This window comes from Pseudomonas sp. IT-P171 (assembly GCF_949767765.1).
Taxonomy (GTDB): domain Bacteria; phylum Pseudomonadota; class Gammaproteobacteria; order Pseudomonadales; family Pseudomonadaceae; genus Aquipseudomonas; species Aquipseudomonas fluorescens_B.
In genome coordinates, this window is record NZ_CATKQN010000008.1 from 122,151 (window position 1) to 145,456 (window position 23,306).

At 58.1% G+C, this 23,306-nt stretch carries 22 protein-coding genes and 2 tRNA genes; 3 read left to right on the forward strand and 21 right to left on the reverse strand.

The genetic code is table 11. The features are described from left to right. Positions 1 to 19: 19 nt before the first annotated feature. The 10 genes from nusA to rlmE all read right to left on the reverse strand — a co-directional run bounded on the left by nusA (position 20) and on the right by rlmE (position 8,593). A complete protein-coding gene (gene nusA, locus ACM6I5_RS07055; RefSeq protein ID WP_007900474.1) occupies positions 20 to 1,501 on the reverse strand; it encodes a transcription termination factor NusA in 1,482 nt (493 codons plus the stop codon). A gap of 47 nt (positions 1,502 to 1,548) precedes the next feature. After that, positions 1,549 to 2,007 carry a ribosome maturation factor RimP gene (gene rimP, locus ACM6I5_RS07060; protein ID WP_010463487.1) on the reverse strand — a complete coding sequence of 153 codons (459 nt, stop codon included), beginning with the start codon at positions 2,005 to 2,007 and terminating at the stop codon, positions 1,549 to 1,551. A gap of 138 nt (positions 2,008 to 2,145) precedes the next feature. Then, positions 2,146 to 2,222 (reverse strand) — tRNA-Met (locus ACM6I5_RS07065). 96 nt (positions 2,223 to 2,318) lie between these two features. Beyond that, positions 2,319 to 2,404, reverse strand: a tRNA-Leu gene (locus ACM6I5_RS07070). Positions 2,405 to 2,426: 22 nt separating this feature from the next. After that, entirely contained in the window at positions 2,427 to 2,810 is a 384-nt protein-coding gene (secG, locus tag ACM6I5_RS07075) for a preprotein translocase subunit SecG (RefSeq protein WP_017336473.1), read from the reverse strand. Between the two features lie 4 nt (positions 2,811 to 2,814). Next, the gene (gene tpiA / locus ACM6I5_RS07080) at positions 2,815 to 3,570 is read right to left on the reverse strand and encodes a triose-phosphate isomerase (RefSeq protein ID WP_017336472.1); all 756 of its coding nucleotides are present in this window, start codon (positions 3,568 to 3,570) and stop codon (positions 2,815 to 2,817) included. A gap of 66 nt (positions 3,571 to 3,636) precedes the next feature. Further along, positions 3,637 to 4,974 (reverse strand): phosphoglucosamine mutase, encoded by a 1,338-nt coding sequence (gene glmM, locus ACM6I5_RS07085; RefSeq protein ID WP_017336471.1) that lies wholly within the window; start codon positions 4,972 to 4,974, stop codon positions 3,637 to 3,639. Between the two features lie 16 nt (positions 4,975 to 4,990). Beyond that, entirely contained in the window at positions 4,991 to 5,842 is an 852-nt protein-coding gene (folP, locus tag ACM6I5_RS07090; protein ID WP_017336470.1) for a dihydropteroate synthase, read from the reverse strand. Between the two features lie 8 nt (positions 5,843 to 5,850). Next, positions 5,851 to 7,761: an ATP-dependent zinc metalloprotease FtsH gene (gene ftsH, locus ACM6I5_RS07095; protein WP_017336469.1), complete on the reverse strand. Its 1,911-nt coding sequence runs from the start codon at positions 7,759 to 7,761 to the stop codon at positions 5,851 to 5,853. A gap of 202 nt (positions 7,762 to 7,963) precedes the next feature. Continuing rightward, positions 7,964 to 8,593, reverse strand: a complete 630-nt coding sequence (gene rlmE / locus ACM6I5_RS07100) for a 23S rRNA (uridine(2552)-2'-O)-methyltransferase RlmE (RefSeq protein ID WP_007900501.1) — start codon at positions 8,591 to 8,593, stop codon at positions 7,964 to 7,966. 101 nt (positions 8,594 to 8,694) lie between these two features. Between rlmE and ACM6I5_RS07105 the strand changes: the two genes are divergently transcribed. Beyond that, on the forward strand, positions 8,695 to 9,003 hold the full coding sequence (locus tag ACM6I5_RS07105; RefSeq protein WP_017336468.1) for a YhbY family RNA-binding protein: 309 nt from the start codon (positions 8,695 to 8,697) through the stop codon (positions 9,001 to 9,003). 9 nt (positions 9,004 to 9,012) lie between these two features. On the opposite strand, the gene ACM6I5_RS07110 is transcribed toward ACM6I5_RS07105, so the two are convergent. The 8 genes from ACM6I5_RS07110 to grpE form a co-directional block, all read right to left on the reverse strand. Continuing rightward, on the reverse strand, positions 9,013 to 9,417 hold the full coding sequence (locus ACM6I5_RS07110) for an MFS transporter (RefSeq protein ID WP_414883460.1): 405 nt from the start codon (positions 9,415 to 9,417) through the stop codon (positions 9,013 to 9,015). A gap of 28 nt (positions 9,418 to 9,445) precedes the next feature. Beyond that, the gene (gene greA, locus ACM6I5_RS07115; RefSeq protein ID WP_010463507.1) at positions 9,446 to 9,922 is read right to left on the reverse strand and encodes a transcription elongation factor GreA; all 477 of its coding nucleotides are present in this window, start codon (positions 9,920 to 9,922) and stop codon (positions 9,446 to 9,448) included. Beyond that, complete coding sequence (gene carB, locus ACM6I5_RS07120; protein ID WP_017336466.1) at positions 9,919 to 13,140, reverse strand: carbamoyl-phosphate synthase large subunit; 3,222 nt, start codon at positions 13,138 to 13,140, stop codon at positions 9,919 to 9,921. The genes greA and carB overlap by 4 nt, the downstream gene beginning before the upstream one ends. A gap of 117 nt (positions 13,141 to 13,257) precedes the next feature. Further along, the gene (gene carA / locus ACM6I5_RS07125) at positions 13,258 to 14,394 is read right to left on the reverse strand and encodes a glutamine-hydrolyzing carbamoyl-phosphate synthase small subunit (RefSeq protein WP_017336465.1); all 1,137 of its coding nucleotides are present in this window, start codon (positions 14,392 to 14,394) and stop codon (positions 13,258 to 13,260) included. A 259-nt stretch (positions 14,395 to 14,653) separates the two neighbouring features. After that, the gene (dapB, locus tag ACM6I5_RS07130) at positions 14,654 to 15,460 is read right to left on the reverse strand and encodes a 4-hydroxy-tetrahydrodipicolinate reductase (protein WP_017336464.1); all 807 of its coding nucleotides are present in this window, start codon (positions 15,458 to 15,460) and stop codon (positions 14,654 to 14,656) included. Between the two features lie 9 nt (positions 15,461 to 15,469). Next, positions 15,470 to 16,594, reverse strand: coding sequence for a molecular chaperone DnaJ (dnaJ, locus tag ACM6I5_RS07135; RefSeq protein WP_017336463.1), 1,125 nt, complete (start codon positions 16,592 to 16,594; stop codon positions 15,470 to 15,472). A 298-nt stretch (positions 16,595 to 16,892) separates the two neighbouring features. Then, a complete protein-coding gene (gene dnaK, locus ACM6I5_RS07140; RefSeq protein ID WP_017336462.1) occupies positions 16,893 to 18,809 on the reverse strand; it encodes a molecular chaperone DnaK in 1,917 nt (638 codons plus the stop codon). 102 nt (positions 18,810 to 18,911) lie between these two features. Beyond that, positions 18,912 to 19,478 (reverse strand): nucleotide exchange factor GrpE, encoded by a 567-nt coding sequence (grpE, locus tag ACM6I5_RS07145; protein WP_017336461.1) that lies wholly within the window; start codon positions 19,476 to 19,478, stop codon positions 18,912 to 18,914. A 241-nt stretch (positions 19,479 to 19,719) separates the two neighbouring features. Between grpE and recN the strand changes: the two genes are divergently transcribed. Beyond that, entirely contained in the window at positions 19,720 to 21,393 is a 1,674-nt protein-coding gene (gene recN, locus ACM6I5_RS07150; RefSeq protein ID WP_017336460.1) for a DNA repair protein RecN, read from the forward strand. 75 nt (positions 21,394 to 21,468) lie between these two features. Here recN and fur read toward each other — a convergent pair whose 3' ends face one another. Then, entirely contained in the window at positions 21,469 to 21,873 is a 405-nt protein-coding gene (fur, locus tag ACM6I5_RS07155; RefSeq protein WP_003197684.1) for a ferric iron uptake transcriptional regulator, read from the reverse strand. 97 nt (positions 21,874 to 21,970) lie between these two features. Here fur and ACM6I5_RS07160 point away from each other — a divergent pair, with 97 nt between their 5' ends. Beyond that, positions 21,971 to 22,498, forward strand: coding sequence for an outer membrane protein assembly factor BamE (locus ACM6I5_RS07160; RefSeq protein ID WP_017336459.1), 528 nt, complete (start codon positions 21,971 to 21,973; stop codon positions 22,496 to 22,498). 60 nt (positions 22,499 to 22,558) lie between these two features. On the opposite strand, the gene ACM6I5_RS07165 is transcribed toward ACM6I5_RS07160, so the two are convergent. Next, entirely contained in the window at positions 22,559 to 22,873 is a 315-nt protein-coding gene (locus ACM6I5_RS07165; protein WP_414883462.1) for an RnfH family protein, read from the reverse strand. Further along, positions 22,866 to 23,300 carry a type II toxin-antitoxin system RatA family toxin gene (locus tag ACM6I5_RS07170; protein ID WP_017336457.1) on the reverse strand — a complete coding sequence of 145 codons (435 nt, stop codon included), beginning with the start codon at positions 23,298 to 23,300 and terminating at the stop codon, positions 22,866 to 22,868. The genes ACM6I5_RS07165 and ACM6I5_RS07170 overlap by 8 nt, the downstream gene beginning before the upstream one ends. Between the last annotated feature and the right edge of the window lie 6 nt (positions 23,301 to 23,306).

Sequence of the window (23,306 nt, forward strand, 5' to 3'; positions counted from 1 at the left end):
CTCCTCAGGCCGCGCCTAATTACTCGAACCAGTGGGCTCGGGCGGCCATGATCAACTTGCCGGCACGATCATCGTCAATGCCGTCGATGTCGAGCAGGTCGTCAATAGACTGCTCGGCCAGGTCTTCGCGGGTAATTACGCCGCGCACCGCCAGTTCCATCGCCAAATCCTTGTCCATACCCTCAAGCGAGAGCAGGTCTTCGGCCGGATGGGCGTCTGCCAGCTTTTCCTCAGTAGCGATGGCTTTGGTCAACAAACGATCCTTGGCACGAGCGCGAAGCTCGTTGACGGTTTCTTCGTCAAAGCCGTCGATGTTGAGCATTTCTTCCAACGGTACGTAGGCAATCTCTTCCAGGCTGGTGAAGCCTTCATCTACCAGCACCTGTGCCAGGTCTTCGTCGACTTCCAGCTCGTCGATGAAGTTGCGCAGGATGTCGCCGGTTTCTGCTTGCTGCTTAGCCTGGATGTCCGATTCGGTCATCACGTTCAGGGTCCAGCCAGTCAATTGGCTGGCCAGACGCACGTTCTGACCACCACGACCGATGGCCTGAGCCAGATTGTCTGCGCCAACGGCGATGTCCATTGCATGGGCATCTTCGTCAACGATAATTGCCGCCACTTCAGCCGGCGACATTGCATTGATCACGAACTGAGCCGGGTTGTCGTCCCACAGGACGATGTCGACACGCTCACCACCCAACTCACCCGACACTGCCTGGACGCGCGAACCGCGCATACCGATGCAAGCGCCTTGCGGGTCGATGCGTTTGTCCTTGGAGCGGACCGCGATCTTGGCGCGCGAACCCGGGTCACGGGAAGCTGCCATTACTTCGATCAGGCCTTCAGCGATTTCCGGCACTTCGATGCGGAACAACTCGATCAGCATTTCCGGCGCGGTACGCGACAGGATCAGCTGCGGGCCGCGGTTCTCGGTGCGGATTTCCTTGAGCAGCGCACGCAGGCGCACACCCACCCGGAAGGTTTCGCGAGAGATGATGTCTTCACGAGCCAGCAACGCTTCGGCGTTGTTGCCCAGGTCGACGATCACGTTGTCGCGGGTCACTTTCTTCACGGTGCCGGAGATGATTTCCCCCAGGCGCTCGCGATAGGCGTCAACGACTTGAGCACGCTCGGCTTCGCGAACTTTCTGCACAATGACTTGCTTGGCAGTCTGTGCCGCGATACGGCCGAACTCGATGGATTCGATTTTTTCTTCGACTACATCGCCAACCTTGGCGCCAGGATGCGTTTCGGCAACCTTGCTCGGCCAGGTTTCGATGGCCGGATCGTCCAGGTCTGCTTCTTCGACAACCGTCCAGCGACGGAATGTCTCGTAAGCACCGGTGTGGCGATTGATTTCCACACGCAGATCGACTTCGTCCTCAAACCGCTTTTTGGTAGCGGTGGCCAGAGCCAGCTCCAGCGCTTCAAAAATTACGTTTGCCGGTACGCCCTTTTCATTGGATACCGACTCAACAACCAGCAGTACTTCTTTGCTCATCGTACGCCTCGCCTTTCGCAAGCCATTGGATCCGCGGGATCCGCGTCTCAGTCAAAACTGGGAATAATGTTGGCCTTGTCGATCATATCGATCGGCAACAGGAATTCATGGTCTTCTACCTGCACCACGACGTCCTGCTCTTCTACACCGCGCAGAAGGCCCTGAAAGTTGCGTCGCCCTTCAAAAGGCGAGCGCAGCTTGATCTTCACTTGTTCACCGGCAAATTTTGCAAACTGCTCAATAGTGAACAGTGGGCGTTCCATGCCAGGCGAGGAAACTTCAAGGGTGTATTCAACGGCGATTGGATCTTCAACATCCAGGACACCGCTGATCTGACGGCTGACGATGGCGCAATCGTCCACCAACACGCCGCCTTCTTTATCAATATAAACGCGCAACATTGAGTGGCGACCTTGAGCCGAGAACTCAATACCCCAGCATTCATAGCCTAGGGCCACGACCACCGGGGCCAGCAAGGCCTGCAACTCTTCTAGCTTGCTCGACACCTGAACCCCCTCGTGCATGTATGTGCATGCTATGCAAAATAAAAAAATGGGCGAAACGCCCATCCTTGAAACGCCGTCGAACAGCGGCGTAGAAAGTGTCCAGCTAACAAAAAGCCCCTTAAAAGGGGCTCCTTAAACTGGTTGCGGGGGCCGGATTTGAACCGACGACCTTCGGGTTATGAGCCCGACGAGCTACCAGACTGCTCCACCCCGCGACAAAGCTGGGGCGGAAGTATACGACCGATCCCTGACAGGGTCAATGTAACCTTCCACCTACAAGAAAGCCCGCAACAGCGGGCTCTCCTGATAATTGGTACCGAGAAGGGGACTCGAACCCCTACACCCTATGGGCACAACCACCTCAAGGTTGCGTGTCTACCAATTCCACCACCTCGGCAATACTACGTTTGAAACCCTTCTTACTTTTGCTCTTGAGCTGGAGGCACGTCAGTCGCTGGAGTAGCCGACTTTTGCTCTTGAAGCACCGGAACATCATCAGAAGCCGGTTGTTGCTTTGGAACTTCCAACACTGCCGGGTTTGGCAAACCTACTTGAGTCAGCTGGTGAGCCTTCTCTTTAGCAAAGTAACCTAACCCCAAGCTGGTTATGAAGAAACCGGCGGCAAGTATAGCAGTAAACTTACTAAGAAAGGTAGAGGAACCTTGGCTTCCGAACACAGTATTTGAAGCACCTGCTCCGAAAGACGCGCCAGCATCCGCACCTTTACCCTGCTGCAGCAATACCAGAGCAACTACGCCCAATGCACCCAGCAGATGAAAAACGACTACGACTGTTTCCAGCATTTTTTCAGTTTCCCGCGGCGCGAATAATCGCACCGAACTCATCTGCATTCAGGGAAGCTCCACCAATGAGCCCCCCATCGATATCCGGCATGCCGAACAGTTCGACCGCATTGGCCGCCTTCACGCTGCCGCCGTATAGAAGCCGCACACCTTGTGCGACCTCAGAATTCTCTGCCGCCAACTGAGCGCGAATGGCTGCGTGCACATCCTGCGCCTGTTGCGGCGAAGCAGTCAGCCCGGTGCCAATGGCCCAGACCGGCTCGTAAGCGATTACTGCCTTTGCAAAAACACCGACACCCAGCTTCTCGATGACGCTGCCGAGCTGATGCCCGACAACTTCAAGCGTTTTACCGGCTTCGCGCTGCTCGAGGGTTTCCCCTATGCACAACACCGGAATCAAGCCACATTCCTGTGCCGCTGCGAACTTGCGAATCAGTGTTTCATCATTCTCGCCGATGACCTGGCGGCGTTCGGAATGCCCGACAAGCACCAGGGAACAACCTTCATCAGCCAACTGACTCGGCGCAACTTCACCGGTCAACGCACCTTGCTTGGATTCCACCGCAGCGTTCTGCGCGCCGACCTTGATCGACTTGCCTTCCAGACCATCAATCACTTGATTGACATGCAAGAAAGACGGGAATACCGCAACATCAACACCGCTCGGCAAGGCCAAATTACGCAAGCCTTTGATCAGCTCAGCGACGCTGGCGCGGGTACCGTGCATCTTCCAGTTACCAGCTACCATAGGGCGACGCATGCTGTACCTCGTCGGTCAAAGTGGGCGCAGATGTTACCCAACACAATCATGGCTGGCAAGCCGAATTCAGGCAGAAACTTCAGTAACCAGTTTTGCCAGCTCTTCGGCGTAGCCGCGAACCTGTGTTTCGTCTTCGCCTTCGACCATGACTCGCACCAACGGCTCCGTGCCGGACTTGCGCAACAGCACGCGCCCACGACCCGCCATGGCTTTGGTCACACGCTCGCCGGCCTCTTTCACTGACGGATGATCCAGCGGGCTCGCACCACCGCCGAACCGCACGTTGATCAGCACCTGAGGGCACTTGCGCAGCGCCTGCCGGGCCTGACCCAGCCCTTCGGAGCGCGTCTGCAATGCCATCAGCACCTGCAACGCTGCAATAATCGCATCACCGGTGGTGGTGTGATTGAAGCAAACGATATGACCCGAGTTCTCACCACCCACCAGCCAGTTGCGCTCCAGCAAATCCGCGATCACATAACGGTCACCGACATTCGCACGCACAAATGGAATCGACAGATCCGCGAGGGCCAGCTCCAGCCCCAGGTTACTCATCAATGTCCCGACCACACCGCCTTTCAACAGGTCACGCTCATGCAGGTCGCGGGCAATGATGAACAAAAGCTCGTCACCATCGACGACGGCGCCCGTGTGATCGACCATCAGGACCCGATCGCCATCACCGTCGAAAGCAATCCCGAGATCGGCATGCTCAGCCAGTACGGCAGCCTGCAGCGGGCCCATATGGGTCGAGCCGCAGTTGTCATTGATATTCAGGCCGTTCGGCTGTGCGGAAAGCACAACAACGTCGGCGCCCAACTCGCGGAACACACTCGGCGCCACTTTGTAGGTCGCACCGTGAGCGCAATCGATCACGATCTTCAGGCCCGAAAAGCTGGTGCCGGTCGGCACGCTGCTCTTGCAGAATTCGATATAACGACCCGAAGCGTCGTTGATTCGCGACACTTTGCCGATCTTGCTCGATTCAACAACGGTCATCGGGGTGTCGAGCAACTCTTCGATCATGTGCTCGACTTCATCCGGGAGCTTGGTGCCCTTTCCGGAGAAAAACTTGATGCCATTATCATCGTGAGGATTGTGCGAGGCACTGATCACGATCCCGGCTTCGGCATGGAACGTACGCGTCAGATAAGCGATGGCCGGGGTCGGCATCGGGCCCAGGAGCATCACGTCGGCACCCGCCGAAGTCAGCCCGGCCTCGAGCGCCGATTCGAACATGTACCCGGAGATCCGGGTGTCCTTGCCCACCAGCACCTTGCAGGCGCCCATTTTGCGGAACGCCATGCCTGCAGCCCAGCCGAGCTTGAGCATGAATTCAGGAGTAATCGGATATTCGCCGACCCGACCACGAATCCCGTCGGTGCCAAAGTATTTCTTAGTCATAAGTACTCCATCATTCTTATTCGGCTGATTCCACTGCAGCGATCATTCGCACCACATCGACGGTTTCGGCCACATCATGGACGCGCAATATACGCGCCCCCTTGAATGAAGCCAGCGCCGCGAGCGCCAAACCGCCATGCAGTCGCTCTCCAACCGGGCGATTCAAGGCCTGACCTATCATGCTCTTGCGCGAAACCCCGACCAACAAGGGGCGCCCGAAGATATGCAGGGCTTCCATATGTTTGAACAAACTTAGATTGTGCTGCAAGTTTTTGGCGAAGCCGAAACCCGGATCCAGGATGATCCGTTCAGCCGGAATTCCGACCAATGCACACTGCGCCATGCGCTCGGCGAGAAACTCGCTCACTTCCTTGGTCACGTCCTGATAATGCGGATTGTCCTGCATGTCGCCCGGCTCGCCCAGCATATGCATCAGACAAACCGGCAAACCGGTGTCCGCGGCCGCGTCAAGGGCGCCTTCACGGCGCAATGCGCGAACGTCATTGATCAAACCTGCCCCAAGCCGCGCGGTTTCACGCATGACGGCTGGCGTGGAGGTATCGACCGAGATGATCACATCCAGCTCGCGATTGATGCGCTCAACGATCGGCGCTACGCGCTCCAGCTCTTCCAGGGGGGAAACCGCCCTGGCACCGGGCCGGGTCGATTCGCCGCCGACATCAATCAGCGTCGCGCCAGCCAACACCATGGCCTCAGCGTGACGCAAGGCCGCGTCGAGCTGGCTGTATTGGCCGCCGTCAGAGAATGAATCGGGAGTGACATTGAGAATGCCCATGACATGCGTCTGGGCCAAATCAAGAACCCGGTTGCCGCATGGCAACCGGGTCGAGGACTGAACAGAAGTCATTTCAAACCTTAAACGTCAGCAGCCGGACCGCCGATCGGTGTTTCCGGACGCGGATCCTGTACTGCCGGAGGTGTTCCGGAAGTACCGGTGCCGCCCGACCAGTCGCGAGGTTCGCGAGGCGTACGACCTGCCATGATGTCGTCGATCTGATCAGCATCGATCGTTTCGTACTTCATCAGGGCATCAGCCATGGCGTCGAGCTTGTCACGGTTATCCGTGAGGATCTGCTTGGCCGTGCCGTAGCACTGATCAATGATGCTGCGCACTTCGGAGTCGATCAGCTTGGCTGTCTCACCGGAGAAACTTGCACTCTGACCACCGCCGCCGCGACCGAGGAACACTTCACCCTCTTCTTCGGCATACATCAACGGACCGAGTTTTTCCGAAAGCCCCCACTTGGTCACCATGTTCCGTGCAATCTGGCTGGCACGCATGATGTCGTTGGACGCACCGGTGGTCACACCGTCGAAGCCCAGGGTCATTTCTTCAGCGATACGGCCGCCGTACAGCGAGCAGATCTGACTGATCAATGCACGCTTGGACAGGCTGTAGCGATCTTCTTCCGGCAGGAACATGGTCACACCCAGTGCACGACCGCGCGGGATGATCGACACTTTGTAGACCGGATCATGCTCTGGCACGACGCGACCCACGATGGCGTGGCCTGCTTCGTGATAAGCGGTGTTCTGCTTCTCTTTCTCGGACATGACCATGGATTTGCGCTCGGCGCCCATCATGATCTTGTCTTTGGCCAGTTCGAACTCTTTCATTTCGACGATGCGCTTGCCTGTACGGGCAGCGAACAACGACGCCTCGTTCACCAGGTTGGCCAGGTCGGCACCGGAGAAGCCAGGTGTACCACGAGCAATTACCGCCGGAGCAACGTCGTCACCCATCGGCACTTTGCGCATGTGGACCTTGAGGATCTGCTCGCGACCGCGGATATCCGGCAGACCCACCACGACCTGACGGTCGAAACGGCCCGGACGCAACAACGCAGGGTCCAGTACGTCCGGACGGTTGGTTGCGGCAATGACGATAATGCCGTCATTCATTTCGAAGCCGTCCATCTCTACCAGCAACTGGTTGAGCGTCTGCTCGCGCTCGTCGTGACCACCGCCCATACCGGCACCACGGTGGCGACCGACGGCGTCGATTTCATCGATGAAGATGATGCATGGAGCGTGCTTCTTGGCCTGCTCGAACATGTCGCGAACACGGCTCGCACCGACACCGACAAACATTTCGACGAAGTCGGAACCGGAAATGGTGAAGAACGGGACTTTGGCTTCGCCGGCAATCGCCTTGGCCAGCAAGGTTTTACCGGTACCTGGAGGACCGACCATCAGCACGCCGCGTGGAATGCGACCGCCCAGACGCTGGAACTTGCCCGGATCACGAAGGAACTCGACCAGTTCGCCGACTTCCTCTTTGGCTTCGTCGCAACCGGCAACGTCAGCCAGGGTGGTTTTCACCTGGTCTTCGGATAACAGGCGCGCCTTGCTCTTGCCGAAGCTCATCGGCCCGCCCTTGCCTCCGGCGCCGCCCTGCATCTGCCGCATGAAGAACATGAACACGGCAATAATCACCAGGATCGGGAAGCTCGCGACCAGGAGTTGTGTCCAGATGCTTTGCTGTTCAGGCTGTTTACCTTCGACTACCACGTGGTTATCCACGAGATCGCCGATCAGACCATTGTCCTGGATAGCGGGACGGATGGTCTTGAAGCTGTCGCCATCGTTGCGCTTACCGGTAATCACATAGCCATCAACGGCTACGCGCTCGACCTTGCCATCCTTGACCTGCTGGATGAAGTCGGAATAGTTGAGGGTCTGCGGCTCGTTAGGGCTGGAGAAGTTGTTCATCACCGTCACCAGGACAGCCGCGATGATCAACCACAGGATCAGATTCTTTGCCATATCGTTCAATTAACTACCCTCTGAAGCAAGCTCCGCTAATGGCGCGCGCTTCGCATGATATTCACCGGCCTAACTTACTACATTACCTACGGCTCTGGCAGGCGCCGTCTGTAACCCTTTGTGAAACACTTTCTACACAGTATTCGCTAAAGCTCACGGGGCGAAATACGAAAATCCTATCGACCCGCAAAAAAACCTCGATTTACTCACTACGGCCGCGGTAGCCCCAAGCCAGCATGTATTGCTCGCGGGAACTGCCACGGGAAGAGTCCGGCTTGATCATCTGGACCTTGTCGAATTTCTGACGAGCGTCCTTCACGTAAGCATCAAACCCTTCACCCTGAAACACCTTGATCACGAAATTACCACCCGGCTTGAGTATCCGAGCCGCCAGATCAAGAGCCAGCTCACATAGGAACATGGCTTTGGGCATGTCCACCTCAGGCGTACCACTCATATTGGGGGCCATATCGGAAATCACAAGGTCCACCTGCGAATTACCCACGGCTTCAAGAATCTGAGCGAGCACTTCGTCCTGGGTGAAGTCACCCTGGATGAAAGTCACGTCCGGAATGCTGTCCATTTCCAGGATGTCCGAGGCGATCAGTCGCCCCTGACCACCGATCAGCCGACTAGTGACCTGCGACCAGCCGCCGGGCGCCGCCCCCAGGTCGACAACGCTCATACCCGGACGGATCAGCTTGTATTTCTCCTGGACCTCCAGAAGCTTGTAACTCGCACGCGAGCGGTAACCATCCTTCTGCGCCTGCTTCACATAGGGATCATTGACATGTCTTTTCAGCCAACCAAGGCTTGTCTTGGAACGCGCCATTGGGCACCTCGATGATAAGGGTCGTGATTAATTGGGCGGATCCACGAACCCTCGGGTAAAATGGCCGCCATTTTACAGAATCCAGACTAAAGGGTCAGATTATGCCGCTCACTCAAGAGCAGAAGAAACAGTACAAATCCATCGGCCACCATCTGAAACCGGTTTTGATCGTGGCTGACAACGGTTTGACTGAAGGTGTGTTAGCCGAACTTGAACGCGCCCTGGCGGATCACGAGCTGATCAAAATCAAGCTCAACATCCTCGATCGTGAATCGCGCCTGGCGTCCATTGCAGAGCTCTGCAAGGCCGGCAAAGCGGATCTGGTTCAGGTCATCGGCAAGATGGCACTGATTTACCGCAAGAACTTCAGCGTCAACAAGCAGCTGTCGAACGTTCATCGCTTCAAGTGATGGCAAGGGTCAAGGGTGTGCTTCGCGCACCCTGCCACTCCATCCGGGCACCGGTTGCAGTACCAGCACCAGCCCGGAAAAACCCAGAACCAGATAACTGAACACCTGCCAACGCACGGCATCCGGCCAGCCGACACGCACCGCGACATACATCGCGCACGCATACAACGCCATCAGCAGCAACTGCCCGCGAATATCGCGCCATAGACTGGCAAAGCCCTCGGCCTGAACCAGCACCAAAGCCTGAAAAATTACACACGCTGCGGCGAATCCCACCATCAGCGAGTTCAGCATGCCTGCAATTTCGTCGATCAGCAGCGGCGCCAGACCAATATGGCCGAACACCGGCAACAGACCGATATGCAACAGCCACAGGCCGCCGACCCACAACATCTGAGTCAGCTGCCATAGCAACGCGCCCGCTCGAAGCGGGCGCCTGCGTTCAGATGTGGCGGACTTCGACAATCTCGTACTCGATAACGCCACCCGGCGTTTTCACCGCGACCACATCACCCTCTTCCTTGGCAATCAAGGCGCGGGCCAATGGCGAACCTACCGAAATCTTGCCGAGTTTGAAGTCAGCCTCATCCTCACCCACGATGTGGTAAGTGACGCTTTCATCAGTCTCGACGTTGGCGATTTCAACGGTGGTGCCGAAAATCACTTTGCCGGTGTGAGGAATGGTCGTGACGTCGATGATGACCTGATTCTGAATCCGGCCTTCGATGTCACGAATCCGCGCCTCGACCATACCTTGCTGCTCGCGAGCAGCGTGGTATTCGGCGTTTTCCTTCAAGTCACCCAACTCGCGAGCCGTACCGATGTCCTGGCTGAGCTTCGGACGGACGACCTTGGTCAGGTGAGCGTGTTCTTCTTCCAGGGCTTTTGCGCCCTGGACGGTCATTGGGTATTTGATCATGCCTTCAATCCTGCGTGTAGATCCTGCAAGCGGCGCACGGTCTTCTCGGGACCGAACTTCAGCGCTTCGCAGATAGCTTCGCCAGCAGCAATGGTAGTGGTGCAGTAGATCTTGTGCTGCAAGGCATTACGACGAATGGAATAGGAATCGGCGATCGACTGGCGACCTTCGGTGGTGTTGATGATCAGGGTGACTTCGTCGTTCTTGATCATGTCGACCACGTGTGGACGGCCTTCGGTCACCTTGTTCACACGACGCACTTTCAGGCCTGCGGCTTCGATCAGCTTGGCAGTACCGGCAGTGGCGACCACTTCGAAGCCCAAGTTGATCAGATCACGGGCCACGCCTGCAACCAGTGGCTTGTCATCGTCACGCACGCTGATGAACGCGGTACCGCCAGTCGGCAGCACTTCGCTGGCACCCATCTGAGCTTTGGCAAAGGCTTCGCCGAAGGTATCGCCCACACCCATCACTTCACCGGTGGACTTCATCTCTGGGCCCAGGATCGGGTCCACGCCAGGGAATTTGGCGAATGGGAACACTGCCTCTTTCACGCTGTAGAAGTTCGGAATGATTTCTTTGGTGAAGCCGATTTCCTTCAGGGTTTTACCGGCCATTACGCGAGCCGCGATCATCGCCAGGGACACACCGATGCACTTGGAGACGAACGGTACGGTACGGGAAGCGCGCGGATTGACTTCGATGACGTAGATGTCTTCGCCTTGCAGCGCCAACTGAACGTTCATCAGGCCGACTACGCCCAGTTCCAGGGCCATTTTCTTGACCTGTTCGCGCATCTCGTCCTGGATGTGGGCAGGCAGCGAGTACGGCGGCAGGGAGCAAGCGGAGTCACCGGAGTGAACGCCAGCCTGCTCGATGTGCTGCATGATTGCGCCGATCACTACGTCGGTGCCGTCGCAGACCGCATCCACGTCCATTTCGATGGCGCAGTTGAGGAAGTGGTCGAGCAGCACCGGGCTGTCGTTCGACACTTTCACCGCGTCACGCAGGTAGCGCTTGAGCTCTTCTTCTTCGTAGACGATTTCCATCGCACGACCGCCCAGTACGTAGGACGGGCGCACCACCAGCGGGTAGCCGATCTTGGCGGCGGCACGAATCGCTTCGTCTTCGCTGCGCACAGTGGCGTTTGGCGGCTGACGCAGGTTAAGACGCTCGACCATCTGCTGGAAGCGCTCACGGTCTTCGGCACGGTCGATGGCGTCAGGGCTGGTGCCGATGATCGGCACGCCGGCTTCTTCCAGGGCGCGAGCCAGTTTCAGCGGGGTCTGGCCGCCGTACTGGACGATCACACCTTTCGGCTTCTCGACGCGGCAGATTTCCAGCACGTCTTCCAGGGTCACCGGCTCGAAGTACAGGCGATCGGAGGTGTCGTAGTCGGTGGAAACGGTTTCCGGGTTGCAGTTGACCATGATGGTCTCGTAACCGTCTTCGCGCAGAGCCAACGCCGCGTGCACGCAGCAGTAGTCGAACTCGATGCCCTGGCCGATACGGTTTGGACCGCCGCCGAGGATCATGATCTTGTCGCGGCCCGACGGCGCGGCTTCGCACTCTTCCTCGTAAGTCGAGTACATGTAGGCGGTGTCAGTGGCGAACTCGGCCGCGCAGGTGTCAACGCGCTTGTAGACCGGGAAGATTTCCAGCTTGTGACGGTGACGACGCAGTGCCTTCTCGGTCACGCCCAGCAGCTTGGCCAGACGCATGTCGGAGAAACCCTTGCGCTTGAGCTTGTACATCAGGTCGCGGTCGATGCTGGCCAGACCCAGGGTCTTGACCTTCTCTTCGTCCTTGATCAGATCTTCGATCTGCACCAGGAACCACGGGTCGATCATGTTCATACCGAAGATGTCTTCGACCGACAGACCGGCGCGGAACGCGTCCGCCACGTACCAGATACGCTCGGCACCCGGCACGGTCAGTTCGCGCTTGAGGATGCTCATGCTTTCCGGATTGCTCAGGTCAAGCTTCTCGTCCAGGCCGCAAACGCCCACTTCGAGACCGCGCAAAGCTTTCTGCAGGGATTCCTGGAAAGTCCGGCCGATGGCCATGACTTCACCCACCGACTTCATTTGAGTGGTCAGGCGCGCGTCGGCTTTCGGGAATTTCTCGAACGCGAAGCGTGGCAGCTTGGTCACGACATAGTCGATGGACGGCTCGAAGGATGCAGGCGTAGCACCGCCGGTGATTTCGTTCTGCAGTTCGTCCAGGGTGTAGCCGATCGCCAGCTTGGCTGCGATACGCGCAATCGGGAAACCAGTGGCTTTCGAGGCCAGTGCCGAAGAGCGGGATACACGCGGGTTCATCTCGATGACCACCATGCGGCCAGTGTCCGGGCAGATGCCGAACTGGACGTTGGAGCCGCCGGTTTCCACGCCGATCTCGCGCAGTACCGCCAGGGAGGCGTTACGCATGATCTGGTATTCCTTGTCCGTCAGGGTCTGTGCCGGAGCAACGGTGATCGAGTCACCGGTGTGCACGCCCATCGGGTCAAAGTTTTCGATGGAGCAGACGATGATGCAGTTGTCCTTCTTATCGCGGACAACCTCCATCTCGTACTCTTTCCAGCCGATCAGGGATTCGTCAATCAGCAGCTCTTTGGTCGGCGACAGGTCCAGGCCGCGGGCGCAGATTTCTTCAAACTCTTCACGGTTGTAAGCGATACCGCCACCCGTGCCACCCATGGTGAAGGACGGACGGATGATGCACGGGAAGCCAAGCTTCTCGAGCACTGCGTTGGCTTCTTCCATACTGTGGGCGATACCCGAGCGCGGGCAGTCCAGACCGATGGATTTCATTGCCTTGTCAAAGCGCGAACGGTCTTCAGCCTTGTCGATGGTGTCAGCGTTGGCACCAATCATCTCTACGCCGAACTTCTCCAGAACGCCTTCGCGCTCCAGGTCCAGTGCGCAGTTCAGCGCGGTCTGGCCGCCCATGGTTGGCAGCAGCGCGTCCGGACGCTCTTTCTCGATGATCTTGGCAACGGTCTGCCATTTGATCGGCTCGATGTAGGTGGCGTCGGCCATGTCCGGGTCGGTCATGATGGTCGCTGGGTTGGAGTTCACCAGGATGACGCGGTAACCCTCTTCGCGCAGGGCTTTGCAGGCCTGGGCGCCGGAGTAGTCGAATTCGCAGGCCTGGCCGATAACGATCGGGCCAGCGCCGAGAATCAGGATGCTTTTAATGTCTGTACGTTTTGGCATGGGTTTGTCACTCAAATCCGCAGGTCAGTCGGCAAGCCGTCTTGTTCAATCTGTGAAGCCTGGAGGGGTCGCCGGTGTCGGGACCGCCCCCAGGCCTTGCTGCATCAAGGCCAGCGATCAGCGTCGCTTGGCCATTTCGTTGATGAAGCGATCGAACAGAGGCGCTACGTCGTTCGGGCCAGGGCTGGCTTCCGGGTGACCCTGGAAGCTGAAGGCGCTCTTGTCGGTACGCTCGATCCCTTGCAGGGTGCCGTCGAACAGCGACTTGTGAATCGCGCGGACGTTGGCGGGCAGGGTCGCTTCGTCTACCGCAAAACCGTGGTTCTGGCTGGTAATCATCACCACGCCGGTGTCCAGGTCCTGGACCGGGTGATTGGCGCCGTGGTGGCCATGACCCATTTTCAAGGTCTTGGCGCCGGAAGCCAGGGCCAGCAGCTGGTGACCGAGGCAGATACCGAACACCGGGATTTCGGTTTCCAGTACGTCCTTGATCGCCTGGATCGCGTAGTCGCAAGGCTCCGGATCACCAGGACCGTTGGACAGGAACACGCCGTCCGGCTTCATCGCCAGAACATCAGCGGCAGGTGTTTGCGCCGGCACCACGGTGACGCGGCAACCGCGCGCGACCAGCATGCGCAGGATGTTCAGCTTGACGCCGTAGTCGTAGGCAACCACGTGGTATGGCAGCTCGGAGGCATCGATGGTCGCGTGGCTGTCGGTTTTCAGGTCCCAGACAGTCGAGCGCCACTCGTAGGTTTCCTTGGTGCTGACGACTTTCGCCAGGTCCATGCCCTTGAGGCCAGGGAAGCCCTGGGCAGCGGCGATGGCCGCTTCTTCGGAAATGTTGTCACCGGCCATGATGCAGCCGTTCTGTGCGCCTTTTTCACGCAGGATGCGTGTCAGACGGCGGGTGTCGATACCGGCGATGGCCACAACGTTGTTGGCTTTCAGGTAGTCGGACAGGGACATCGTGTTACGCCAGTTGCTCGCAACCAGTGGCAGGTCACGGATAACCAGGCCAGCGGACCAGACGCGGTCGGACTCGGCGTCTTCCGGCGTGGTGCCGGTGTTGCCGATGTGCGGGTAAGTCAGGGTAACGATCTGTTGGGCGTAGGAAGGATCGGTAAGGATTTCCTGATAGCCGGTCATTGCGGTGTTAAACACCACCTCACCAACGGTTTGACCGTCGGCTCCAATGGCTTCGCCGCGAAAAATGCTGCCATCAGCAAGGGCGAGTATGGCTGGCTTAGTCAAGAAGACCTCCCGTAAATAAAGCCTGAAAGGGCGATCGCAGGTTGTAAAAAAGCGGAGTGACGTATGGACACGTCACCCCGCTTCTTCACTGAATTATTCTGCGCGCTTTTAGTGGACACACTAAAGCTGTAGCTTACAGAAAAAGGCTTTTTTGGTCTACCGCCAATGAGCCTTAAAGGCCGGAGAATGCGACAGGACGTCGCTTGGCGTAATAAAACCGGGCCCCATCGTTGAGCCGGAACCCGGTTTCGGGTGCATCTTAACGCAGGTCGAGCACGTCTTGCATGTCGTAAAGGCCAGGCTCACGACCGTCCAGCCACAACGCCGCACGCACCGCACCCTTGGCGAAAGTCATGCGACTCGACGCCTTGTGTGTGATTTCGAGGCGCTCGCCCTCACAAGCGAACAGCACCGTGTGATCACCGACCACATCACCGCCACGCACCGTCGCAAAACCGATCGTTTCCCGTTCACGCGCACCAGTGTGGCCTTCACGCCCGTAGACCGCGACCTTCTGCAAATCGCGATCCAGTGCGCTGGCAATCACTTCACCCATGCGCAGGGCCGTGCCTGAAGGCGCGTCGATCTTGTGCCGATGATGAGCCTCGATGATTTCGATATCCGCCTCATCACCCAGCACGCGAGCAGCCATGTCGAGCAGCTTCAGCGACAGATTCACGCCGACACTGAAGTTGGCCGCGAACACGACAGGAATGTCCTTGCCCGCCTCGACCAGCAATTGCTTCTGCGCAGCATCGAGCCCCGTTGTGCCGATCACCATGGCCTTGCCTGCCTTGCGGCAGAAAGCCAGGTTTTTCAGCATGACTTCCGGCAGCGTGAAATCGATCAACACATCGAACTCATCCGCGACCGCCTCGACATGACCGGACAACGGCACACCGATACGCCCCAACGAAGCCAGCTCACCGGCATCCACACCAATCAGAGTGCTGCCGGGGCGAACGATGGCGGCCGTCAGACCTGTCTGCGGCGCGCGTTGCTGCACGGCTTCGACCAGGATTTTGCCCATGCGGCCAGCAGCGCCCATCACAGCTATACGTCGCATGCTCACTCCTTACAGATCGCCGAAGAAGCGCTTCACGCCTTCGAACCAACCGGTGGTTTTCGGCGAATGGCTGTTGTCGTCCGCCAGCGAACTGCGGAACTCTTCCAGCAATTCGCGCTGACGACGACCCAGATTAACCGGAGTCTCTACCGCCACACGGCACATCAGGTCACCGGCACCGCCACCACGCACGGGCGCAACGCCTTTGCCGCGCACACGGAATTGTTTGCCGGTCTGAGTCCCTTCAGGGATTTTCAGTTTGACCCGACCATCGAGGGTCGGAATCTCCAGCTCGCCACCCAGCGCCGCGTCGACGAAGCTGATCGGTACTTCGCAGAACAGGTGCTTGCCATCGCGCTGGAAGATCGCGTGCTCGCGCACATTGATCACCACGTACAGGTCGCCAGTCGGACCGCCCTGGGCACCCGCCTCGCCTTCGCCGGACAGACGAATGCGGTCACCGGTGTCGACACCGGCCGGCACTTTCACGGAAAGGGTCTTGTACTCTTCGACGCGACCGTCACCGTTGCAGGAGGTGCATGGATCGGAAATGATCTTGCCCTGACCATGGCAGCGCGGGCAGGTCTGCTGCACCGAGAAGAAACCTTGCTGCATGCGGACCTGACCGATACCGCCGCACGTCGGGCAGGTAACCGGCGAGGAGCCTTTCTTGGCACCGGAGCCATCGCATGGCTTGCAGTTGACCAGTGTCGGAACGCGGATGTTAACGGTAGTACCGCGCACCGCCTCTTCCAGATTCAGCTCCAGGGTGTAGCGCAAGTCGCTGCCGCGCTGAGCGCCGCCACGAGCACCGCCGCGACCGCCACCGAAGAAGTCACTGAAGACATCGCCAAAGATGTCGGAGAAGTTCTGACCGCCAAACCCGGCACCGCCGCCACCCATGCTTGGGTCAACACCGGCATGACCATACTGGTCGTACGCCGCGCGCTTGCTGGAATCGGACAGCACTTCGTAGGCCTCGTTGGCCTCTTTGAACATTTCTTCCGACGCTTTGTCATCGGGATTACGGTCCGGGTGGTGCTTCATCGCCAGGCGACGGTAGGCCTTTTTCAGGTCCCCTTCGCTTGAGCCTCGTTCAACACCCAATACTTCGTAATAGTCACGCTTTGCCATAAGTCTTTGCACTCTTAAGGACGTTCGGCAAACCCCTCCTGAGCCTCGCCAAACTCGTTGAGCCCCAATACAGGCCCGGACCCAACTCACGTCAATTCAACGATCCTGGTCTTTGATTTCATTGCAGTACTTTCGGCCCGAAAAGCAGGAGCATCTTCGGCCATACCGCCAACACACAAACGCTGTCGCATGCTGTAAAAATTCGTGTACTCCAGACACGCCAACGCGGGAGCAAGCTCCCGCGCGGCGACATCCTACCAGTCACCGCCGCAAGGCAGTCAACCGGACGACCACTGACTTACTTGTGGTCTTTGACTTCTTCGAACTCGGCATCGACAACGTCGTCAGCCTTCTCAGCCGATTCGCCTTGCGGTGCAGCGCCTTCAGCAGGCTGGGCCTGTTCGGCGTACATCTTCTGCGCCACTGGAGCGGAGACTTTCGACAGCTCTTCAACCTTGGCTTCGATGGCAGCCTTGTCGTCGCCTTTAACGGCGGCTTCCAGGGCAACCACGGCAGCTTCGATTGCAGTCTTCTCTTCAGCCGTCACTTTATCGCCAGCGTCTGCGACCATTTTGCGAGTCGAGTGAACCAGCGCGTCGCCCTGGTTGCGGGCTGCTGCCAGCGCTTCGAACTTGCTGTCTTCCTCGGCGTTGGCTTCAGCATCGCGAATCATCTGCTGAATCTCTTCCTCGGACAGACCGGAGTTGGCCTTGATCACAATCGACTGAGTCTTGCCGGTAGCCTTGTCTTTCGCGCCGACATGCAGGATGCCGTTGGCGTCGATATCGAAGGTCACTTCAATCTGTGGCACGCCACGTGGTGCTGGTGGAATCTCGGCCAGGTCGAACTTGCCCAAGGACTTGTTCTGAGCAGCTTGCTTACGCTCACCTTGCAGCACGTGAATGGTCACGGCGCCCTGGTTGTCGTCGGCAGTCGAGAACACTTGCGATTTCTTGGTAGGAATCGTGGTGTTTTTCTCGATCAGCGCGGTCATCACGCCACCCATGGTTTCGATACCCAGGGTCAGCGGGCTGACGTCGAGCAGCAGAACGTCTTTCACGTCACCGGCCAATACGGCGCCCTGGATAGCAGCACCCATGGCAACGGCTTCGTCCGGGTTCACGTCTTTACGTGCTTCTTTACCGAAGAACTCGGTCACCAACTTCTGAACCAGTGGCATACGGGTCTGACCGCCCACCAGGATCACGTCGTTGATAGCGCCAACGTCAATGCCGGAGTCTTTCAGAGCGATGCGGCAAGGTTCGATGGTGCGCTGAACCAGGTCTTCTACCAGCGCTTCAAGCTTGGCGCGGGAGATTTTCACGTTCAAGTGCTTAGGACCGGTGGCATCTGCAGTGATGTACGGCAGGTTCACGTCGGTCGACATGCTCGAAGACAGTTCGATCTTGGCTTTTTCAGCAGCTTCTTTCAGGCGCTGCATGGCCAGCGGGTCACCTTTGAGGTTCATGCCGCTTTCTTTCTTGAATTCGTCGACGAGGTAGTCGATCAGACGAATGTCAAAGTCTTCACCGCCCAGGAACGTGTCACCGTTGGTGGCCAATACTTCGAACTGGTGCTCACCATCGACTTCAGCGATTTCGATCACGGAAACGTCGAAAGTACCGCCGCCCAAGTCGTAAACGATCACGGTGTGATCGCCTTTCGCTTTGTCCATACCGTAAGCCAGTGCGGCTGCGGTCGGTTCGTTGATGATACGTTTAACGTCCAGGCCCGCGATGCGGCCGGCGTCTTTGGTCGCCTGACGCTGGCTGTCGTTGAAGTAGGCCGGAACGGTGATCACCGCTTCGGTCACAGGCTCGCCGAGGTAGTCTTCGGCGGTCTTCTTCATTTTCTTCAGAATTTCAGCCGAGATTTGTGGCGGCGACATTTTCTGGCCGTTCACTTCTACCCACGCATCGCCGTTGTCAGCCTTGGCGATTTTGTAAGGGACCATCTTGATGTCTTTCTGCACGACTTCTTCGTCGAACTTACGACCGATCAGACGCTTCACCGCATACAGGGTGTTGTGCGGATTGGTCACTGCCTGACGCTTGGCCGACTGGCCCACGAGGATTTCGCCGTCGTTGGCGTAAGCGATGATCGACGGCGTGGTACGCGCGCCTTCGGCGTTTTCGATTACTTTGGCTACGCCGTTTTCAAGCACGGAGACGCAGGAGTTGGTAGTCCCCAGGTCGATACCGATAATTTTGCCCATGTTCACTCTCCCGAAACTTTGGATTTGGTTGCCGCAGCAGTGGTGGCTAACTGCGGTAATACTTAAACGCTTGACTTCTAAATGGGGGCCTTGCGGCTAATTTCAAGCCTGCTCGTCAATCGATGGCGAAACAGGTGCCGGGGCCTTGCTGACCACGACCATGGCCGGGCGCAGCAGACGTCCATTGAGCTGATAACCCTTCTGGAACACCTTGAGCACACTGTTCGGCTCGACGTCAGCGCTTTCCTGCATGGCCATTGCCTGGTGAAGAACGGCATTGAACGGTTCGCCATGCGGATCGATCGCTTCCAGCTGATAACGCTTCAGGGTGTCCTGGAACATTTTCAGGGTCAGCTCGATGCCTTCGCGCATAGGGCGGATGCTTTCGTCGTCCGGGTTGGACAACTCCAGGCCACGCTCCAGGCTGTCGATGATCGGCAGCAAATCGCCTGCAAATTTTTCCAGGGCGAATTTGTGCGCTTTTTCTACATCCTGCTCAGCGCGACGGCGGACGTTCTGCAGATCGGCGGCAACACGCAAAGCCTGATCCTGCGCGCCTGCCAGTTGCTCTTCGAGCACTTGTACACGAGCCGCGAGGTCTTCACCCGAAGCCGCGGAGCCCTGGTTGGCATCTTGATTTTGCGTATCCACTGTCTGTTCGTCAGCCATAGATTTCTCCTTTCAATATCGTCCGCGAGCTCAACTCGCGCTTCTGCCCAGCTATATGGGGCCGCAAAAATCAGCTTCAAGGGGTTTGCTGTGATTAACCCTACAAAAAACAGCTGCATTGTCATTCCTCGATGCACTGACGATTTCGTCGGATCAAGCAAATCAAGCTAAGCGAGGGCATTGTCAGGCGCAAATAAAACACTGTATAAATAACCAGACCTAAAGCCTGGGAGCGGCCTTTATGCTGGTGCACCTGTCCGTACACAACTACGCCATCGTCGAACATCTCGATCTCGAACTCGATCGCGGGATGAGCGTGATCACAGGGGAAACCGGCGCCGGCAAGTCGATCATGCTCGACGCCCTCGGCCTGACCCTCGGTGATCGTGCCGACAGTGGCGTCGTCCGCCCCGGCGCCGACAAGGCCGACATCCTGGCCACCTTCGACCTGGTCGACATTCCGGAAGCCAGTGCCTGGCTGGCCGAGCGCGACCTCGAAAGCGATGGCCCGTGCATCCTTCGCCGGGTGATCACCGCCGAAGGACGCTCGCGCGGCTATATCAATGGCACGCCCTGCCCCCTCGGGGATCTCAAGTCCCTGGGCGAGCTACTGATTGATATCCACAGCCAGCACGAACACCAATCCCTGCTCAAGACCGACACTCACCGCCGCCTGCTCGACGAGTACGCCGGCGCCACCGACCTTGCCCGCCAGGTTCAGCTCGCCGCCCAGCGCTGGCGCCAGACGCGCCAGGAACTGGAACGCCTGTCCAACTCCGGTGATGAGCAGCGCGCCCGCCATCAATTGCTGAGCTATCAACTCGAAGAACTGGAAAACCTCGGCCTCGGCGAAAGCGAACTGGAGCAGTTGGAGCAGGAACACAAAAACCTGACCAATGCCGAGACCTTGCTGGGCATCTGCCGACAAGTGGTCGAGCAATGCAGCGAAAGTGATTCCGGCAATGTCCTGAACGCCCTGACCGCCAGCCTTAATCGCCTGTCGAGCGTGAACAACTCGATTGGCGCGCTGGGCGAAGCCAGCAGCCTGCTGACCAGTGCGCAGATCCAGGTTGAAGAAGCCGTGGGCGAGCTGAACCGCTTCCTCGATAACTTCGATGCCGATCCGGCGCGCCTGCAATACCTGGAAGAACGCCTCGATGCGATCTACACCATGGCCCGCAAGCACCGCATCCAGCCCACCGAGGTGGCCGAGATGCAGCAGCGATTGCTGGATGAAATCGAAACGTTGAATGCGAACGACGAATCCATCGAACGACTGAGTGACGAGCTGGCGTCCTATGCCCGCCACTATCAGGAGAAGGCGCGGGAATTGAGCGATTTGCGCCACCAGGCCTCAAGCAGCCTGGCCAGCGCCGTGGAGCAGGAAATCCAGCGACTGGGCATGCCTGGCGGTCGCTTCACCATCGAGCTGCGGCCCAACAGCAGCGATGAGTTGCTGCCTAACGGGCTCGAACAGGTAGAACTGCTGGTCAGTGCCAACCCCGGCCAGCCCTTGAAAGCCCTGGCAAAAGTAGCCTCGGGCGGTGAGTTATCGCGGATCAGCCTCGCGATTCAGGTGATCACCGCGCAGACTTCACGCGTACCAACCCTCGTATTCGACGAAGTGGACGTGGGTATCGGCGGACCGACCGCTGAGATTGTCGGCCAACTGTTGCGTCGTCTTGGCGAGCGCGGGCAGGTGTTGACGGTGACTCACTTGCCACAAGTGGCGGCGCAGGGACATCAGCATCTATTTGTGCACAAGGTCCGTGGCGAGGATGCGACCCACACGGCCGTCTCCAAACTCAGCAAGAATGATCGTGTCGAAGAAGTCGCCCGGATGCTGGGGGGTATCGACCTGACCAAGGAATCTTTGGCACACGCGAAAAAAATGGTCGTTACCGCAAAAATCTAGGAACGGCAGAAAGCACGAAGGCGACCCTGGGGTCGCCTTCGCTCGTTTCGCGAACCTGAAGTTCGCGCGACATGCTTACTTTTTCTTGCGCACGTACAGCACAAGATTGTGATCAACCATCTCAAAGCCATACTTGTCGACAATGGCTTTCTGCAGACGCTCGATTTCTTCGTCGAAGAATTCGATCACTTCACTGGTCTCGACGTTGACCATATGGTCGTGATGCTTGCCGTCGTCCAGCTCGAAGACCGCATGGCCTCCGTCGAAGTTGTGCCGCACCACAAGGCCAGCTGCCTCGAACTGGGTCAGTACACGGTAAACCGTGGCCAGACCGACGTCCTCACCAGCCTCCATCAGCGCCTTGTAAACATCCTCGGCACTCATGTGGCGTTGCTCGGCGGAATCGAGCATTTGAAGAATCTTGACCCGTGGCAGGGTCACTTTGAGGCCGGCTTTGCGTAGTTCGCTATTTTCAACCATGGTCAGCTTTCTCGCGATGCTGCTTCGCAGCTTCTCTTAATGCGGGTATGATCGGCGTTTACGTTGTCCCAGCCAAGATAGTGGAAGTCGCCCACCGATGCAAAACACCAAGCTCTTGCTAACCAGTTTCACCTTTGTGGGACTGCTCGCACTCGCCGGTTGTTCATTCCCCGGGGTTTACAAAATCGACATCCAGCAGGGCAATGTCGTCACGCAGGACATGATAGACCAGTTACGCCCGGGAATGACCCGTCGGCAAGTACGGTTTATCATGGGCAACCCTCTGCTGACCGACACGTTCCATGCCGATCGCTGGGATTATCTGTACAGCCTGCAACCGGGTGGCGGTGAACGCCAACAGGAACGCATCAGCGTTATCTTCAACCCAAATGACCAACTTGTCAGCCTCTCTGGCGATTTCATGCCAGGCGTGAGCCGGGACGAAGCCATTCTCGGCAAGGACAGTGGCACTAACGTGACCGCACCTGCAGAAAACGCCGAGAAGCCGAAACCGGAAAAACCGGTCAAGCCGGGTTCGTTGCTGGATCAGATCCAGAAGGACGTGGACGGCGTAGAAACCGTTCCTGTCCCGACGCCAGAACCGCTGGACACCTCGCCGCAATAATTTGCGACGCAATAAAAAACCCGGAATGTCCGGGTTTTTTATTGCCTGGCGTTTGGCGCATCACTGATTCCGTGCTTTCGCCTCGGCAGCCTTGGCGGCGCGAAGCCGGCGAACCTCTTTCGGATCAGCCAGCAGCGGCCGATAAATCTCGATGCGATCCCCCGCCTGAAGCTGACGAGTGTCGGGATCCGCGACCACCTTGCCGAAGATCCCCACCGGGCATTCAGCCAGGTCCAGCCCAGGGAACTCGCGATCCACTCCCGACGCCAGCAAAGCCGCGCGCACCGTCGCCCCCGCTGGCACTGTCACACTCAGAAGCACTTGACGATCAACGGCGGCATACACCACCTCAACCTCGATCACGGCCTCAACCATGCATTTGCTTGGCGCGCTGGCAGAACGCATCCACCAGCGTATTGGCTGCCTGATTGAACAAGGGCCCAAGCGTTGCGCGGACAATCGGCCCGGCGTAGTCGAACGAAAGGTCCAGGCTGATCTTGCAGGCCTTGTCGGTCAATGCCTTGAACACCCAGATGCCGTGCAACTGAGTGAACGGCCCTTCCTCGAGATTCATTTCGATCGATTGCCCGTGCACCAGTGTGTTGCGCGTCACGAAATGCTGGCTGAGTCCACCCTTGGCCACACCTACACTCGCGCGCATATGCTCCTCAGAGCTTTCCAGGACTTCGGCCGACGAGCACCACGGCAGAAACTCCGGGTAACGCGCCACGTCATTGACCAGGTCATACAGCGCTTGCGCCGGATACGGCAGCAGGGCCGAACGTTGAATGTGTGTCGTCATGTCAGC